The sequence below is a fragment of the Rhizobium sp. WYCCWR10014 genome (assembly GCF_001657485.1).
GTDB lineage: Bacteria > Pseudomonadota > Alphaproteobacteria > Rhizobiales > Rhizobiaceae > Rhizobium.
Window position 1 is genome coordinate 54,539 of sequence record NZ_LXFU01000036.1, and the last position, 17,067, is coordinate 71,605.

The window sequence follows — 17,067 nt, forward strand, 5'->3', positions numbered from 1 at the left end:
CGCTTATTGCGGCTGATATCGGAAGAAATGCACCCTCGTATCGCCAAAGATGCGGCTTTCGAGGAAAACATAGGAAGGATGGACGGAAACGACAACATCGGCGCGCTCTTCGAGCACCGCGATTGCGCCAGGCCGCAGCCAGCCGCCTTCGGCCGCCGCCGCCATCGCCTTCTCACCGAGACCCTTGCCATAGGGCGGATCGGCGAAGAGCACGTCGAAGGCTTCGAGATTGCCGACGCTGCCGAGATCGGTCGCATCCCGGCGCAGGATGCGCGTGCGGCCATGCAGGCCAAGCGCATCGATGTTCTCCCAGAGCAGCGCCCTGCCCTCGACGCTGTTTTCGACGAAGAGCGCATGGCGACAGCCGCGTGAAACCGCTTCGAGGCCGACGGCGCCGGTTCCGGCAAAGAGGTCGAGAATCCGGGTGCCGTCGACACATTCCGGATAGGCATGGCTCAATATATTGAACAGGCTCTCGCGCGTCCGGTCGGCAGTCGGCCGGATCTCGTTGGATTTTGGCACGGCGAGAGGCCGTCCGCGAAACTCACCGCCGACGATCCGCACCGCGCGTCATTCCTTTTCCTTTAGCACCACCTCTGGACGGCCCGCTCGCAGGCCTGTCGCCGCCCGGCCGATCACCGCCCGGTTTGGCACCGCCCGGCTTGGCGCCTTTCGGCTTGCCGGAAAAACTCTTGGCCCCACCAGGCTTGGCCCCACCGGGCTTGGCCGCAAAGCCCTTGCCGCGCGGCCTGTCACCGGAAGGCCTGTCACCCGAGGGTTTGTCGCCGAACGATCTTACGCCGCGCGGACGCTCGGAGCGGCCTTCGCCGGCAAAGCTTCTGGCTGCCCGCGGACGCTCATCACCGTCCTCGCGAGGCCTGCGATCGCCACGCGGCTTGTCGCCGAAAGGCCGGTCTCCACGCGAAGGACGATCACCGGAGGGGCGGTCGCCGCGCGGACGCTCCGAACGGCCCTCACCGGCAGAGCTTCTCGCGGCCCGAGGACGCTCGTCGCCATCCGCACGCGGCTTGCGATCGCCACGCGGCTTGTCGCCGAAAGGCCGGTCTCCACGCGAAGGACGATCACCGGAGGGGCGGTCGCCGCGCGGACGCTCCGAACGGCCCTCACCGGCAGAGCTTCTCGCGGCCCGAGGACGCTCGTCGCCATCCGTACGTGGCTTGCGATCACCACGCGGCTTGTCGCCGAAGGGCCGATCTCCACGCGAAGGACGATCACCGAACGGCCGTTCGCCGCGCGCCGGGCGGTCGCCGGAACCGCGGTCTTCGCGGGCGGGGCGATCACCAAAGCCGCGCTTGCGGCCAAACCCCTCGCCCTCATCCTTGCGATGGGGCTGCTCGCTCGAGCGGATCCACTCGCCATCCTCTTCGCGCACGCGGTTCACCTGCGTACGCGGGCGATCTTCGATGCGATCGAAACCAGTGCCTTTTGCCGGCGACTGCTCGCCGCGCTTGCGTGCGGTCTGCGCATTCTTGGCGGCTTTCGCCGCGGCCTTTTCGCCGAGCGGCCGGGCGCCCGGCGCCATCCAGACATTGGCGCTGCGGCGCTGGCCGAGCGGCTGGGGGCGCTTTGGCCTTTCATCGTCCCGGCGCCCGCCATCGCGGCGGTCGTCCTCTTTGCGCGCCCCACCGTGGCGATCATCGCGCTTGGTGTCGAGACGGCTCAGCGCCCGTTCGCGCTTGTCCTCGTCACGGCGCGGACGCTCGCGCTTTTCCGGTGCTGCGGGCTCTGCCTCTTCCTCGGCAGCGACCGCCGCCGCATTGTAGATCGGCGCGTCGAAATTCGCCTTAGCTTCCTCGATGAGGCGCGGGCCGAGCTGGTCGCGGAGTGTGCGGCCGCGCACTTCGACGACATGGCCTTCCGGCAGGTCGCCGAGCTGGAACGGGCCATAGGAAATGCGGATCAGGCGATTGACGTCGAGGCCGAGCGCGCCGAGCACGTTCTTGATTTCGCGGTTCTTGCCCTCGCGAAGACCCATGGTGATCCAGACGTTCGAGCCTTGCGTGCGGTCGAGCGTCGCCTCGATCGAGCCGTAGAGCACGCCGTCGACAGCGATGCCGTCCTTCAGTTTGTCGAGCGCGTCCTGATCGATCTCGCCATGGGCGCGGACGCGGTAGCGCCGCAACCAACCGGTTGCCGGCAGCTCGAGCGCGCGGGCGAGACCACCGTCATTGGTCAAGAGCAGCAGGCCTTCGGTGTTGATGTCGAGGCGGCCGATCGACATGACGCGCGGCAGTTCTTCCGGCAGGTTGTCGAAGACGGTCGGCCGGCCTTCCGGATCGGCATTGGTGGTCACCAGGCCGGCGGGCTTGTGATAGAGCCACAGCCTGGTGCGCTCGATGCCGCGGATCGGCACGCCGTCGACTTCGATGCGATCGGCGAGCGTGACGTTGACGACGGGGGTTTCGAGAACCCTGCCGTTCAGCGTCACACGGCCTTCCATGATCATGCGTTCGATGTCACGGCGGGAGGCGACGCCGGCGCGCGCCATCACCTTGGAAATGCGTTCGGCCTTGGCCTCGCCATCGGTTTCGGCGGCGACCGCGCGTGCGGCCGCAGGCTTTGCCGGCTTCTCGCCGTCCGCCTTCGGGCCGGCTTTCGACCTGATATCCCGTGAAAGGGGCTTTGCGCCCGGGCGTTTTGGCTTGTCTTTGGGTGTCATTTGTTGTTTGCCTGCCTTTTGGGCCTGTCTATCAGGTCACGCATCTGCGGTTAAGTGGAAATTCTTGCGATCGTGAAGACAAATCGTTTCATGGAGATGGCGCTCGAAGAAGCGCGTGCCGCCGGAGAACGCGGCGAGGTGCCGATCGGCGCCGTCGTCGTTGTCGACAATATTGCCGTTTCACGCTCGGGAAACCGCACGCGCGAGCTCAAAGACGTCACCGCGCATGCCGAAATCGCCGCGATCCGGCTCGCCTGCGAAGCGCTCGGAGAGGAACGACTTATCGGCGCCGATCTCTATGTGACGCTTGAGCCTTGCACCATGTGCGCAGCAGCCATCTCGTTTGCGCGTATCCGCAGGCTCTATTACGGCGCCGAGGACCCGAAGGGCGGCGCCGTCGACAATGGCGTGCGATTCTATGGGCAGCCGACCTGCCACCACGCGCCGGAAGTCTATTCCGGCTTCAACGAGGTCCAATCGGCCGATCTGTTGCGAAAGTTCTTTTCGCAAAGGAGAGAGACGCCGTAATCCCAGCGCCGGTGCGCGGCGCCGTCATCCTTGCCGGCGCGCCGAAAAAGCTATTGCAGGAGGTTCCACCACTGCTTGCCGGTGTTGGCGACAGCTGCATCCTTCTTACGCTTCTTCTGCTTCTTGAGCTCGGGCTCGCCGACATCATCGAGCTTTGCCGGATCGTCGACAGTGCGGTAGCCGGGCGGCGGATCGGATATATAGCGGCGCTGATCGACATAGGAGCCCTTCTGCAGGGCACGGGCTTCACGATAGGCCTTGGTCTGGGCTTCCGTCGTGCGCCGGCCGCCTTCGATCGCAGAGCTGGCGAGCGGCGAGCGGTAATTCGGATTGTCCGAATTCGCGTCGGCTTCCGAAACGAGGCGAGCACGCGTCTCCTCCGGCGATTCAAGCCATTGCGGATTGTCCTTGTTGGCGACCGTCTGCTGCGGCGCAACGAGGGTCTCTTTCTGAGCCTGTGCCGGCAGCACCAGCGTCGGGCGCGGCGTGTACTTGACGCCCTTGTTCTTCGGGTCCGGGCCGGTCAAAGACACGGACTGGCCGAGATCGTCGGTCAGCTGTTCCATGGCGGTCTTGTCGGTGCCGTAGGTCGGGCTGCTGGCACAACCGGACACCAGGGAGCATCCCGCCACTACAACAGACAGGCAGGCGCCCATACGGAACCAATGCGTTGCTAACATGAAAACCCTTCCAGCCCTGCCGGTGCAATCGTCGCCCAACCGGACAACCGTCCCCCTGACGCAAAAATCCGGCCATTTTCAGGCAGCTTTTACCGGATGAACCGCGAAAGCGCAATTCATCCGGCAATATTCTTCACTTGAGCGCGGCAAGTTCGCGAAGGGCAGCAGCGTCGCGGGCCGAAACATCGGGATATTCGGGATCGGAACCGACATCCCTGGTGATGCGCCATGACCGAGCGCATTTTTCACCTTCGGCAAGCTTCGGCACGACGCTGACCTGCGGCACCTCGGCAAGGCGGAAAGCATCCGCCGGGCCTTCGCCGGCCTTGATCTCGATTGCCGAGGTGATGCAGACCTCGGTGAAGTCCTGGCCTTCCAGCGCCTTCATCAGTTCCGGATCGGCGATATGGACAAGCGGAGCCGCTTCCAGCGAGGAGCCGATGCGCTTGTCCTTGCGCTCGACTTCCAGGGCGCCGGTTACAACCGAACGCACGGCGCGGATCTTCTTCCACTTCTCGGCCAGGGCATCGTTGCGCCATTCCGTTGCGACCGGGGCAAACTGCTCCAGATGCACGGAAACGGCGGACGGGTTGCGCGACAGCCAGGCTTCCTCGGTGGTGAAGGGCAGCATCGGGGCAAGCCATGTCACCATGCAATCGAAGATCTGGCGGATGACGTGCAGGCTGGCGCGCCGGCGGAGACTCGACGGCGCGTCGCAATAGAGCGCATCCTTGCGGACATCGAAATAGAAGGCCGAAAGCTCGACATTGGCGAAATCGATCAGCGCGCGGGCGATCTTCTTGAAGTCGAAGGCATCGTAGTTCTCGCGCACCAGCTCGTCGAGTTCGGCCAACCGATGCAGCATCAGCTGCTCCAATTCCGGCAGATCGGAAAGCGCGATCTCCTCGCCCTTGTCATGGGCGAGCGTGCCGAGCATCCAGCGGATGGTGTTTCGCAGCTTGCGATAGGCGTCGACATTGGTCTGGATGATCGTCTTGCCGACGCGCAGGTCGTCGGCATAATCCGAGGTCATCACCCAGAGGCGCAGGATATCGGCGCCGGCATCCTTCATCACTTCCTGTGGCGCTGTGACGTTGCCCTTCGACTTCGACATCTTCTCGCCCTTCTCGTCCATGGTGAAACCATGGGTGAGGACGGCGTCGTAAGGCGCGCGGCCGCGGGTGGCAGCCGATTCCAGCAGCGACGAATGGAACCAGCCGCGATGCTGGTCGGAACCCTCGAGATAAAGATCAGCCGGCCACTTCAGGTCCGGACGGTCTTCGAGCGTGAAGGTGTGCGTCGAGCCAGAGTCGAACCAGACGTCGAGGATATCCATGACCTGGGTCCAGCGGGAATGGTCGTGGTCATTGCCGAGGAAACGCTCCTTGGCGCCTTCAGCAAACCAGGCGTCGGCGCCCTCGTGTTCAAAGGCTTCGAGGATGCGGGCGTTGACGGCTTCATCGACGAGGACTTCGCCCTCATCGTCGGCGAAGACGGCGATCGGCACGCCCCAGGCGCGCTGGCGCGAGAGCACCCAGTCCGGACGGCCCTCGATCATGGCGCGCAGGCGGTTCTGGCCGGCGGCGGGCACGAAGCGGGTGTCGTCGATTGCACTGAGCGCGCGCGAACGCAGCGTCGTGCCATCGGCAAGGGTCTTGTCCATATAGACGAACCATTGCGGCGTGTTGCGGAAGATGACCGGCTTCTTCGAGCGCCAGGAATGTGGATACTGGTGCTTCAGCCGGCCGCGGGCAAAGAGCGCGCCGCGGGCGATCAGTTCCCTGATGACGCGGTCGTTGGCATCGCCCTTCTTGCCGTTGTCGTCGATGACGCGGGCGCCCTCGAAGCCGGGGGCGTCTGATGTGTAGAAGCCGCCGTCGTCGACCGGGAACGGGATCTTGGTCTCGATGCCACGGGCCTCGAGTGTGCGGACCGCCGACATCCAGGCATCAAAGTCTTCGCGACCGTGGCTGGGTGCTGTGTGGACGAAGCCGGTGCCGGCGTCATCGGTGACGTGGTCGCCATCGAGCAGCGGCACGAGGAATTCATAGCCGCCGTCGAGACCCTTGAAGGGATGGGCACAAGTGATAACGGCGAGTTCGTCCACGGAAACATCGCGCAGGCGCTTGTACTGCAGCTTTGCTTTGGCAAAGGATTCCTCGGCCAGCTTATCGGCAAAGATCAGCTTCTCGCCAGGGCGTGGGCCAAAATCATTCTCCGCGGCCGCGACCTCATAAAGGCCATAGGAAACGCGTGAGGAATAGGAGATCGCACGGTTGCCAGGGATCGTCCAAGGCGTCGTCGTCCAGATGACAACTGAGGCATGATCGTCAGCAAGCGAATTCGGAGACATAGGGATGTCTTCAATCGGAGCCGGCTTACCCTTTGTTACCAGTAGATCGACGGGAGCAGGACCATCCACTACCGGGAATTTCACCCAGATCGTATCGCTCTCATAGTCCTGGTATTCGACTTCTGCCTCGGCCAGCGCGGTGCGCTCGACGACCGACCACATGATCGGCTTGGAGCCGCGATAAAGCTGACCGCTTGCGGCGATCTTCAGGAGTTCGCCGGCGATGCGCGATTCCGCGTGGAAGTTCATCGTCGTATAGGGATTGTCGAAGTCACCCTCGATGCCGAGACGCTTGAATTCTTCCGCCTGAACCTTGATCCAGCCGGCGGCAAATTCACGGCATTCCCGGCGGAATTCGTTGACCGGGACCTCGTCCTTGTTCTTGCCCTTTTCGCGGTACTTTTCCTCGATCTTCCATTCGATCGGCAGGCCGTGGCAATCCCAGCCGGGCACGTAATTGGCGTCGTAGCCGCGCATCTGGAACGAGCGGTTGATGACGTCCTTGAGGATCTTGTTCAGCGCGTGGCCGATATGGATGTTGCCATTGGCATAGGGCGGGCCGTCGTGAAGGACGAATTTCTCGCGGCCGGCGGCAGAGGCGCGCAGTTTCTTGTAGAGACCCATCTCCTGCCAGCGCTTGACGAGTTCCGGTTCCTTCTGCGGCAGGCCAGCGCGCATGGGGAAATCGGTCTCGGGCAAATAGAGGGTCTTCGAATAGTCGATCTTTTCGGCTGTGTCGGTCATGTCTGACAATCGTTTTCTGGCGGCCCGGAAAGGGCGCAACGGGCGTGAAATAGCTGGTGACGGAAGCGCTCGTATCCAAGCGCCAAAAACCCGGACCTTCCGGCCGCTTAGCGCGCGCGGAAGGCCGGGCCGATAATTCGCATCATCATTGCCAGCCGATATTTGGTCATCGCGCCGGTTCATAGGCGTTTTTGCCGGGAAAAGGAAGAGGCCGGCTTGCCACAACGGAAGCAATTGAAGATGGCGCCAAATGCGCATATATATTGGGGCAAGTGGCACAGAGGTTGGCAATGCTCGGTTTTCTTCAGACATCAGAATCGATGACCATACGTGAGCGCCTCGAGATCGCTTCGCACGGCTCCGTCCAGGTTTATGACGGAGCGATGGCATTGAAATTGACGGAGCTCGGCTTTTCCGTGGAGGAAATATATCGTTTCGTCGCACCGCGCCGAACTCTGGCGAGACGCAATGCAAACGGCGAGCCGCTGACGGTCGAGGAAAACGACGGCGCATTGCGTATCGTGCGGATTGCGGAGATGGCTAAGCGCATTTTCGGCGACGGAGCCGTTGCGTTCGATTGGCTGCGCAAGCCCAATCGCGGAATGGACGGCATCGCGCCGATCGATCTGCTGGAATCGGAAACCGGCGCCCGCCTCGTCGAGCAGGCCCTGCACCAGATCGACCACGGGATTTACGTCTAGGCGATGATCTTATGGCGTATCTCGAATTACGCCGATCTTTCCGGACGCGGCGGGCTGCTTGCGCCGGGACGATGGCATCATCAGGGAATTACCGTCGTCTATTGCTGTGATCACCCGTCGACTGCGCTCCTCGAAATTCTGGTACAGGTCGATCTGCATCAAATTCCGAGGGATTTTCAGCTCCTGAAAATCCATTGCCCGGACGACATCGAAGTCTTCGATATCGGGATCGATCCTGCCGCGATCAACCAGAGCAGCCTGACGCGCGACCGTGGCAGCAAATTACTGGAAGACAATGATTTCTGTCTCCTGCGCGTCCCATCGGCGATCATGCCAGAGGCTGCGAATATTCTTATCAACCCACGTCATCCGGACGCGTCGCGTCTGACAATCGAAAAAACGATCCGCTATCCTTTCGACAGCCGGCTATTGCGCTGAGGAAAAGCACAGTTTCCGATCAAGCGCACCGAGCGGCGTAACGCCGGCAAGCAGTGCCCTCGCCTCTTCCTCATCGCGTTTGATCTGCGCGACGAGCGGATCGAGGCCGTCGAATTTCAGCTCGGGGCGGAGATAGCCGAAGAAGGAGACGGAGCATAGCTCACCGTAGAGATCGCCGCTGAAATCGAAAAGATAGGTTTCGAGCAGCGGCGCGCCGTTTTCCGTCACCGTCGGGCGGCGGCCGTAGCTTGCGACGGCATCGTGGAGCGTGCCGTCCTGGCGGCGGAAGCGGACGGCGTAGATGCCGGCGGCAAGATCGACCTCCGGCGGCAGGCGCATGTTGGCCGTGGGAAAACCCAGCTGCCGGCCGAGCTTTTCGCCATCGATCACCTCGGCTTCCACCGTATAGCGGTAACCCAGCATGCCAGCGACTTCGCTGACGCTGCCCTCCTTCAGGAGCGCGCGGATATGGCTCGAAGAGACGACATCGGCGTTTTCGTCGCGGAAGGCATCGATCAGGGTGACGCCGAAGCCGTAGGTATGGCCGGCATTCATCAGGAAGGCCGGACCGCCCTCGCGGCCGCGGCCAAAATGGAAATCGAAGCCGGTGACGACTTCGGAGGCGCCGAGCCAATCCTTCAGGATCGAATGGATGAAATCATCGGCCGAGCGCTGCGAGAATTCGTAGTCGAAGGGATATTCGATGACCGCGCTGAAGCCCAACGTTTCCAGGATACGGGCCTTCAGGGGCGCCGGCGTCAGCCGGAAGACCGGTGTCTGCGGCCGGAAGACCGTACGCGGATGCGGCTCGAAGGTCAGCACCAGAGCGGGGATACCGCGCGCCTTGGAGATTTCGAGCGCGCGGTTCAACACCGACTGGTGGCCGCGGTGCACGCCGTCGAAATTGCCGATGGCAATGACGCCGCCCTTCAGATGGGCGGGCAAGGGTTCCCGGGTTTCATTGCGGTGGAAGACGGTCATCGGCTGGCTTCTCTTCATGCAAGGCGTGTCTTCATGCAAGGCGGGGCATCCACCACTTCGGCGCGGCGTTTTCCCGTTCGAGATAGGCGTTGAGGATCGCCTCGTCGGTCTCGCCGTTGAGAGTATATTCCTTAGCGTGGATACCGCCGCTGATGTAGAGAAGGTCGAGGCCGTAATTCAAGGCGCCGCGCACATCGGTCGGCATGCCGTCGCCGATCGCCAGCACGCGCTCGACCGGGAAATCGCCGCGAAGCTCGCGGGCAGCGGCCAGCGTCGCCTCGTAGATCGGCCGGTGCGGCTTGCCGGCGATGCGGGTGCTGCCGCCAAGCTGCTCGTAATAGGCGGCCATGGCGCCGGCGCAGGGGATGATGCGATGGCCGCGCTCGACGATGAGGTCGGGATTGGCGCAGATCATCGGCACGTCGCGGGCTTTGAAATCGAGAAGCATGTCGGTGTAATCCTCCGGCTTCTCCGTCTCGTCGTCGAAAAAGCCGGTGCAGACCAGCGATTGCGCTTCGCCCGCCGGCCGGCGCTCGACGCCAATGCCTTCGAGAAGCGCCTTGTCGCGCTCGGGGCCGAGCAGGAAGACGGTCTTTGGCCCTTCGGCGATCAAGCCGCGCGTGACGTCGCCAGAGGTGACGATCCTGTCATAGGCGCTGTCGGGAACGCCGATCTGGCGCAGTTGCTCGACCACCTGCCAGGAAAGGCGCGGCGAATTGGTGATGAGGACGACGGCGACGCCGCTTTCGCGTGCCGCTTCAAGGGCTGCGGCCGCCTTCGGGAACGGATCGACGCCGTTGTGAACGACGCCCCAGACATCGCAGAGCACCACATCATAGCGACCTGATATCTCCGAGAAGTTTTCTATCCGCTTGGCCATTCCGATTTCCCGATTTGCTTCAGTCACCGGTGACATTGCAAAGGCGTAAGACGATGGCAAGGCATTTTCTTCGCCGCCGGGCCAATGCGTAGAGCTCGAACGGCGATCCGGCGGAGCGGCAGAGGGTTTTGACGATTATCCTGAAGCGGCAGATCGCCGACGGCGGACAAGTTCGGCAAAGTTCGCCTGCGCCCGGGTTTCGGCCGCGATCTCCGACTATTCTCCGGTCTCTTCACAATTCCGGCACAAAAATTCGTGATTGCTCTCATTGACTCCTCCGGGAGCCATCCCTAAATGCTCGTCGCTAGCACTCACCGCAAGGGAGTGCTAACATCTATCCATGTGGGCCACTCCGGTCCGCGAATGTCATTCGATCGAGGGATTAGACAATGGCAAGCACCAACTTCCGCCCCCTTCACGACCGCGTCGTTGTTCGCCGCGTTGAGTCCGAAGCCAAGACCAAGGGCGGCATCATCATTCCCGATACCGCCAAGGAAAAGCCGCAGGAAGGCGAAATCGTCGCCGTCGGCTCCGGCGCGCGCGATGAGTCCGGCAAGGTCGTCGCACTCGACGTCAAGGCTGGCGACCGCATCCTGTTCGGCAAGTGGTCCGGCACCGAAGTCAAGATCGACGGCGAAGACCTTCTGATCATGAAGGAAGCCGACATCATGGGCATCATCGGCTGATCGGCCGACCTGCTTTCCCGAAATGGCTGACGGGCCTTTTGCCCGAACAACTCGAATTCAGGAGTTAAGAATATGGCATCTAAAGAAATCAAGTTTGGCCGCACCGCGCGCGAAAAGATGCTGCGCGGCGTCGACATTCTCGCCGATGCAGTCAAGGTAACGCTCGGCCCGAAGGGCCGTAACGTCATCATCGACAAGTCCTTCGGCGCGCCGCGCATCACCAAGGACGGCGTTTCGGTCGCCAAGGAAATCGAACTCGAAGACAAGTTCGAGAACATGGGCGCCCAGATGGTCCGCGAAGTTGCTTCGAAGACCAACGACATCGCCGGCGACGGCACCACGACTGCAACCGTTCTTGCCCAGGCGATCGTTCGCGAAGGCAACAAGGCCGTTGCAGCCGGCATGAACCCGATGGATCTGAAGCGCGGCATCGACCTCGCTGTCGCCGACGTCGTGAAGGATCTCCAGGCCAAGGCCAAGAAGATCTCGACTTCGGAAGAAGTTGCGCAGGTCGGTACGATTTCCGCCAATGGCGACAAGCAGGTCGGTCTCGACATTGCTGAAGCCATGCAGAAGGTCGGCAACGAAGGCGTCATCACGGTTGAAGAAGCCAAGACCGCCGAAACCGAACTCGAAGTCGTCGAAGGCATGCAGTTCGACCGCGGCTACCTCAGCCCCTACTTCGTGACCAACCCGGAAAAGATGATCGCAGACCTCGAAGACGTCTTCATTCTCCTTCACGAGAAGAAGCTCTCGAACCTGCAGTCGATGCTCCCGGTTCTCGAAGCTGTCGTTCAGACCGGCAAGCCGCTCCTCATCGTTGCTGAAGACGTCGAAGGCGAAGCCCTCGCAACGCTCGTCGTCAACAAGCTGCGCGGCGGCCTGAAGATTGCTGCCGTCAAGGCTCCTGGCTTCGGCGACCGCCGCAAGGCCATGCTCGAAGACATCGCCATCCTGACGGGCGGCACTGTCATCTCCGAAGACCTCGGCATCAAGCTCGAATCCGTCACGCTCGACATGCTCGGCCGTGCCAAGAAGGTTTCGATCTCCAAGGAAAACACCACGATCGTCGACGGTTCGGGCGCCAAGACCGACATCGAAGGCCGCGTTGCCCAGATCAAGGCCCAGATCGAAGAAACCACCTCCGACTACGACCGCGAGAAGCTGCAGGAACGTCTTGCCAAGCTCGCTGGCGGCGTTGCCGTCATCCGCGTTGGCGGCTCGACGGAAGTCGAAGTGAAGGAAAAGAAGGACCGCATCGACGACGCGCTCAACGCGACGCGCGCTGCCGTTCAGGAAGGCATCGTCCCCGGCGGCGGTATCGCTCTGCTCCGCTCCTCCACGAAGATCACCGTCAAGGGTGCAAACGACGACCAGGAAGCCGGCATCAACATCGTTCGCCGCGCCCTGCAGTCGCTCGTTCGTCAGATCGCTGAAAACGCAGGCGACGAAGCCTCGATCGTTGTCGGCAAGGTCCTCGACAAGAACGAAGACAACTTCGGCTACAACGCCCAGACGTCCGAATATGGCGACATGATCGCCATGGGTATCGTCGACCCGCTCAAGGTCGTTCGCACGGCGCTGCAGAACGCTGCTTCTGTCGCATCGCTGCTGATCACCACCGAAGCCATGATTGCCGAACTGCCGAAGAAAGAATCGGCTGGCGGCGGCATGCCGGGCGGAATGGGCGGCATGGGCGGTATGGACATGATGTGATAGGCCAACGGCCTTTCACAGCATCGTTCATGAATCCGCCCATCATCTAAGATGGTTCAGCGCGTCAAGCGCGCTGAACTGGCGGAATGGACATGATGTGATCGGCAAAAGCCATCACTGACGACCATTCCGGCATCCGGAAATAGGAAGGGCGGCCCTCGGGTCGCCCTTTTCTTTTGCCCAATGCGATTCGAGGCGCGGCACACTGATTGGCATAGCCGACGAAACGTTTGTCTGGCTCCCTGTTGCAGCCCCTGGGCGCGAAGCTTGCGCCAGGCTTGCGTTGCCCCGCGTCTTTCTCAACCGACCGACATGCGAGAGATCACTGCGTTATGGCAAGATTTCCGGGCTCACGCGGAGTGAAAACGCTTCCAAAGCTCTCAAGGACGATCTTCCGATGCTGTTTCTCACAAAATCGCACGCAAATACGGACACCGCGGGAAAGGAGGCGACTGCGAATACCCCTTAAAAAGCCGTTGCCGTTTGTCCAAAAGCTCCTATAAATCCGCGCTGCAATTAAAGCGCGCCCGGCGATAATTTTTCGCCAATAGACGAGGCCGGAGCGCGGAAGACGATACGTGAACGTTCGGCTTCGAAGGGCTCCGGTTACGGAGGCCAGATGGCCGTGGCAATAATCGCCGAAGCGCGAGCATCATGCCCGCTGCTGCGTGATCCTGTTTCTTTGTGTTTGCCGAGCGTGCGGCGGAAGAGCCGCATCCGAACGGGAGAACGCCTTGTTTAAGATCGCCAGAGCCAATGCAGCCGTACCTTTGACGCCCGGCTCGTTTGATGACGCCAATCAAATGTTGGCGCAGTTTTCCGTTTCCGAAGCCTGGACTGGAGATTTTTCGAGCGGCATGCTCCATCTCGGCGAGTGGGGCGCGATGCTGCACGGCCTCGCCGCACAGGAATGCGGACTGCTCAGCCTGATCCGCTGCTATGATGCCAAGGACCGCAGCCACATATTGGAGCTGTTTGAACAGGCGGCGACGCGCTGCTCCTCCTTCTGTTATTCGACGACGATCATCATGCCCAACGGCTTTCGTCAGCCGTTGTTCTGCATGGGTGAGTCGAACGGGCTTGAGCAGAAATACAGCGGCAGCATGGTCGGCGTCTTCATCTTTCCGCGCTTCAAGCTGGAAGGCGCGAGGCAGATCACAAGCCGGCGATAAGGCTGGAAGAGCAAATCAACGGCCGCCCCCGACGTCTTCGAGGGCGGCCTTTCTACATTCCGGCGATCCGTCCGTTACTCCGGCTTGACCGGGATGTTGAGGCCCCTGGCACTTGCCGGACGGGCGATGCAGCGCTCCAGCCAATCCGAGATGGCGGGAAATTTCGCATATTCGAGCACCTCGCGGCCGCCATAGAAGATATCGGCGCCGCGAACCCAGGTGAAGGTGGTGATGTCGGCGATCGTATACTGATCGCCCATGATCCACTGACGACCCTTCAGCCGACCTTCGAGCACGCCGAGCAGCCGTTTGGATTCATCGCGATAACGCTCCACCGGGTAGGAATTGTTGGCGACCTTATCGGCGGCGAATTTGTGGAAATGGCCGAACTGGCCGAACATCGGGCCGATGCCCGCCATCTGGAAAAACACCCATTGGATGGTTTCGTAGCGGCCGGCGGCATCGGCAGGGATGAGCTTGCCGGTTTTTTCGGCGAGATAAAGCAGGATGGCGCCGGATTCAAAAAGGCCGATCGGCTTCCCGTCCGGACCGTTCGGATCGATGATTGCCGGAATGCGGCCGTTCGGATTGAGAGATTCGAATTCCGGCGACTTCTGCTCGTTGGCGGCGAAGGAAATATAATGCGGCTCATAGGCGAGACCGAGCTCTTCGAGGGCGACGGAGACCTTCACCCCATTCGGCGTCTGCAGGGAATAGAGCTGGATGATATCGGGATTCTTCGCCGGCCAGCGTGTCGTGATCGGAAATGCGGAAAGATCTGCCATCGGATTCTCCATGTTGGGCGCCGACCATAAAAGACCGGGCTCGGCAAAGGCAAGCGGGGGACGGCCAATGCATGTCGCCCAAAAGTGCGCAGCGGTTTTGGGAAAACGACATGCATGACAACAAAGATCTAGGCGCGTCGCATGAATCCGGTCGAACGCGACGCGCTTTGGAGATCGTTCCATATTAGTGAACGAAGTGTCCCCTTTCGTTTATCTTTCCACAACGCAAGAAAAGAGCGACATAGAGGCATCCGAGGTCGAACCGGTGCCGGGGCACCAAGATCTCCAAAGTCCTTGAAACGGAGACAACATCCATGTCCAACGTCATCATCCTGATTGCCCGCATTCTTCTGTCTTTCATGTTCATCCTTTCCGGCTTCATGAAGCTCACCGATCCTGCCGGTACTGCGGGCATGATCGCCGGTGCCGGCCTGCCGGCAGCAACCCTGCTGGCCTATGTCGCAGGCCTTTTCGAACTGCTGGCCGGCCTTGCGGTTCTCACAGGCTTCCAGGTCCGTATTGCCGGCTGGCTGCTCGCCGCCTTCTGTGTCTTCACGGGCATTGCCTTCCACCTGCCCTACGCGAGTGGCACGGAACTCGTGAACATTCTCAACCAGATCATGGTCATGAAGAATATCACGCTGGCCGGCGCGTACATACTGCTCGCCACCGTCGGTGCCGGCGCCTACTCGCTCGACGCCCGCCGCGGCGCTTACGCAACTGCCTGACACCAGCAGACATCCTCCCAGAAACAGAAATACCCGCCGTCATCCGACGGCGGGTTTTCTTATGCCTTGGCAGCCGGGATATCAGAGGGCGGCGCGCACCGCCTCGATGATGGCCTGCACAGCGGGTTCGCCGGCATGGCTTTCCTTGCGGGCGCGCACGAGGCAGGCCTGCGAATGCAGGATGACGCCGTCCTGGAGCACCTTCAGGTGGTTGGCGCGCAGCGTCGAGCCGGTGGAGGTGATATCGACGATGATATCGGCCGAGCCGGCGGCGGGAGCGCCCTCGGTGGCGCCCAGGCTTTCGACGATGCGATAAAGCTGGATGCCGTGCTGGCTCGAAAAAAACTGCTGGGTCAACCGCCAGTATTTGGTGGCAATGGCAAGGCGTCTGGAGTGGCGGGCGCGGAAATCGGCGGCGACATCGACGAGATCGGCCATGGTGTCGACATCGAGCCAGATCTCCGGCACGGCAACAACGACATCGGCATGGCCGAAGCCGAGCCGGGCGCAGAATTCGACACGCTTGTCGACCTCGGCAAAACCTTCCCGCATCAGATCTTCGCCGGTGACACCGAAATCGACGGTGCCGTTGCCGATTTCACGGGAGATTTCGGAAGCCGAAAGGAAGGCGATTTCCACATCGTCCCAGCCTTCGACGCGGCCGCGATAGGAGCGATCGTTGCCGACCGCCGAGATCGTCATGCCGGCACGTTCGAAGATCGCCGAAGCGTCCTCCTTCATCCGGCCCTTGGAGGGAAGCGCGATGGTGATGGTCATGCGGCTGCCCTTTCGGTTTCGATGCGGTCGAGCCAGAAGGAGAAGCCGACGGCCGGGATGCGGTCCGTCGCACCGAGGAAGGTCAGGAGCCGATCGAAGCGGCCGCCGCCGGCCAGCACCGCGGTCGAGCCTTCCACCGTCACCTCGAAGACGAGGCCTGTGTAATAGTCGAGCGGCCGTCCGAAGGCGGCGCGGTAGTCGAGGCAGGAAAGATCGACGCCGGCATTGGAAAGCGCTGCAACGCGGCCATTGAAGCGGGCGAGCGCGTTGCCGAGTTTCAGCCCGGCAGCATCAGCGAAACCGGAAAGGGCCGCGGACGCATTGACGAGCGGCACGTCGAGCGACAGGAACTCTTCCAGCACATGGAAGGCGGCATCGTCCAGGCGCGTTTCCGACAGGATGAGCTTTTCCTTGAGCCTTCGGGCGATCTCCAGAGCCGAGCGGCCGGCATTCGTCGAATAGCCGGTCTTCTGCATCTCCCGCTCGAGATAGGCGACCAGCGCCTGCTCGTCGCCCGATGCGACGAGCCTGGCGATATCGTCGTCCAGCCCGGTGACGAATTGCGGGCTGACGAGGCTGGCAAGCAGCGCTTCCAGCTGCGTCATATTGCCGAAGGCGTGGATCAGGCGCTTCTGCCAGCCGAGCGGCAGCCCGAGCGCCTGGACGACAGCCTCGAACACTGCCTGGTCGCCCAATGTCACGGCTAAGCGCCGGCCCGGCAGCAGGCGGGCGAGAATGCCGGTGGCATCGCCGATGGCGCGGGCGTCGGCGTTTGACAGGTCGATATCGCCAAGATCCTCGATGCCGGCCTGATAGAATTCATTGGCGCCGTCGCGACGCTGGCGAAAAACCTCGCCGAGATAGGCGTAGCGCTTCGGCGTGCCGGTCGCCGTCTCGATGTGGCGCAGACAGACGGGAATGGTGAACTCGGGACGCAGGCAGAGGCTGGCGCCGGTTTCGCTCTCCGTCATGAAAATACGGCGGCGCAGATCCTCGCCGGCGATATCCAGGAAAGGTTCGGCCGGCTGAATGACAGGCGTATCGATACGCTCGGCGTTGCGCTCGATGAATTCGGCAATGAGGTCGTTGGCGAATTCGGGGAGATTGATCAGGGGCATTGTGTCGCTCCTGGGAAAAGTCCCCTCCCCAACCCCTCCCCACAGGGGGGAGGGACTAACTCGGAGCACTCATCCAGTGAAGTCAGAATCGTTGGAACGT

General features: G+C 61.9%; 16 protein-coding genes. 7 read left to right on the top strand and 9 right to left on the bottom strand.

The annotated features are described in order from the left end of the window. Positions 1-3: 3 nt before the first annotated feature. Complete coding sequence (gene rsmD / locus A6U98_RS16490) at positions 4-564, bottom strand: 16S rRNA (guanine(966)-N(2))-methyltransferase RsmD (protein WP_027689614.1); 561 nt, start codon at positions 562-564, stop codon at positions 4-6. Then, on the bottom strand, positions 545-2,680 hold the full coding sequence (locus A6U98_RS16495; RefSeq protein ID WP_064651487.1) for a pseudouridine synthase: 2,136 nt from the start codon (positions 2,678-2,680) through the stop codon (positions 545-547). Before A6U98_RS16495 ends, rsmD begins: the two co-directional genes overlap by 20 nt. 90 nt (positions 2,681-2,770) lie before the next feature. Here A6U98_RS16495 and A6U98_RS16500 point away from each other — a divergent pair, with 90 nt between their 5' ends. Beyond that, positions 2,771-3,208, top strand: coding sequence for a nucleoside deaminase (locus A6U98_RS16500; protein ID WP_064651488.1), 438 nt, complete (start codon positions 2,771-2,773; stop codon positions 3,206-3,208). 50 nt (positions 3,209-3,258) lie between these two features. On the opposite strand, the gene A6U98_RS16505 is transcribed toward A6U98_RS16500, so the two are convergent. Further along, entirely contained in the window at positions 3,259-3,888 is a 630-nt protein-coding gene (locus A6U98_RS16505) for a hypothetical protein (protein WP_028743735.1), read from the bottom strand. A gap of 133 nt (positions 3,889-4,021) precedes the next feature. Then, complete coding sequence (ileS, locus tag A6U98_RS16510; RefSeq protein ID WP_064651489.1) at positions 4,022-6,985, bottom strand: isoleucine--tRNA ligase; 2,964 nt, start codon at positions 6,983-6,985, stop codon at positions 4,022-4,024. 290 nt (positions 6,986-7,275) lie between these two features. Here ileS and A6U98_RS16515 point away from each other — a divergent pair, with 290 nt between their 5' ends. Beyond that, positions 7,276-7,686, top strand: a complete 411-nt coding sequence (locus tag A6U98_RS16515) for an antitoxin Xre/MbcA/ParS toxin-binding domain-containing protein (RefSeq protein ID WP_003545804.1) — start codon at positions 7,276-7,278, stop codon at positions 7,684-7,686. Between the two features lie 3 nt (positions 7,687-7,689). Further along, positions 7,690-8,124 (top strand): RES family NAD+ phosphorylase, encoded by a 435-nt coding sequence (locus tag A6U98_RS16520; protein ID WP_064651490.1) that lies wholly within the window; start codon positions 7,690-7,692, stop codon positions 8,122-8,124. Here the strand turns inward: A6U98_RS16520 and A6U98_RS16525 are convergent. Next, positions 8,113-9,105 (bottom strand): bifunctional riboflavin kinase/FAD synthetase, encoded by a 993-nt coding sequence (locus tag A6U98_RS16525; protein ID WP_064651574.1) that lies wholly within the window; start codon positions 9,103-9,105, stop codon positions 8,113-8,115. The genes A6U98_RS16520 and A6U98_RS16525 overlap by 12 nt on opposite strands. 31 nt (positions 9,106-9,136) lie before the next feature. Further along, entirely contained in the window at positions 9,137-9,985 is an 849-nt protein-coding gene (locus A6U98_RS16530; protein ID WP_064651491.1) for a TIGR01459 family HAD-type hydrolase, read from the bottom strand. A 389-nt stretch (positions 9,986-10,374) separates the two neighbouring features. On the opposite strand from A6U98_RS16530, the gene groES reads away from it, so the two are divergent. From groES to A6U98_RS16545, 3 genes are all read left to right on the top strand, one after another. After that, entirely contained in the window at positions 10,375-10,671 is a 297-nt protein-coding gene (gene groES / locus A6U98_RS16535) for a co-chaperone GroES (protein ID WP_003545797.1), read from the top strand. 72 nt (positions 10,672-10,743) lie between these two features. After that, positions 10,744-12,387, top strand: a complete 1,644-nt coding sequence (gene groL / locus A6U98_RS16540) for a chaperonin GroEL (protein WP_003545786.1) — start codon at positions 10,744-10,746, stop codon at positions 12,385-12,387. 734 nt (positions 12,388-13,121) lie between these two features. After that, positions 13,122-13,559, top strand: coding sequence for a hypothetical protein (locus tag A6U98_RS16545; protein ID WP_064651492.1), 438 nt, complete (start codon positions 13,122-13,124; stop codon positions 13,557-13,559). A gap of 74 nt (positions 13,560-13,633) precedes the next feature. On the opposite strand, the gene A6U98_RS16550 is transcribed toward A6U98_RS16545, so the two are convergent. Further along, positions 13,634-14,344 (bottom strand): glutathione binding-like protein, encoded by a 711-nt coding sequence (locus A6U98_RS16550; protein ID WP_064651493.1) that lies wholly within the window; start codon positions 14,342-14,344, stop codon positions 13,634-13,636. Positions 14,345-14,658: 314 nt separating this feature from the next. Between A6U98_RS16550 and A6U98_RS16555 the strand changes: the two genes are divergently transcribed. Beyond that, entirely contained in the window at positions 14,659-15,072 is a 414-nt protein-coding gene (locus A6U98_RS16555) for a DoxX family protein (protein WP_029872590.1), read from the top strand. A gap of 81 nt (positions 15,073-15,153) precedes the next feature. On the opposite strand, the gene hisG is transcribed toward A6U98_RS16555, so the two are convergent. Further along, positions 15,154-15,849 carry an ATP phosphoribosyltransferase gene (hisG, locus tag A6U98_RS16560; RefSeq protein WP_029872589.1) on the bottom strand — a complete coding sequence of 232 codons (696 nt, stop codon included), beginning with the start codon at positions 15,847-15,849 and terminating at the stop codon, positions 15,154-15,156. Beyond that, positions 15,846-16,967 (bottom strand): ATP phosphoribosyltransferase regulatory subunit, encoded by a 1,122-nt coding sequence (locus A6U98_RS16565; protein WP_064651494.1) that lies wholly within the window; start codon positions 16,965-16,967, stop codon positions 15,846-15,848. The genes hisG and A6U98_RS16565 overlap by 4 nt, the downstream gene beginning before the upstream one ends. Between the last annotated feature and the right edge of the window lie 100 nt (positions 16,968-17,067).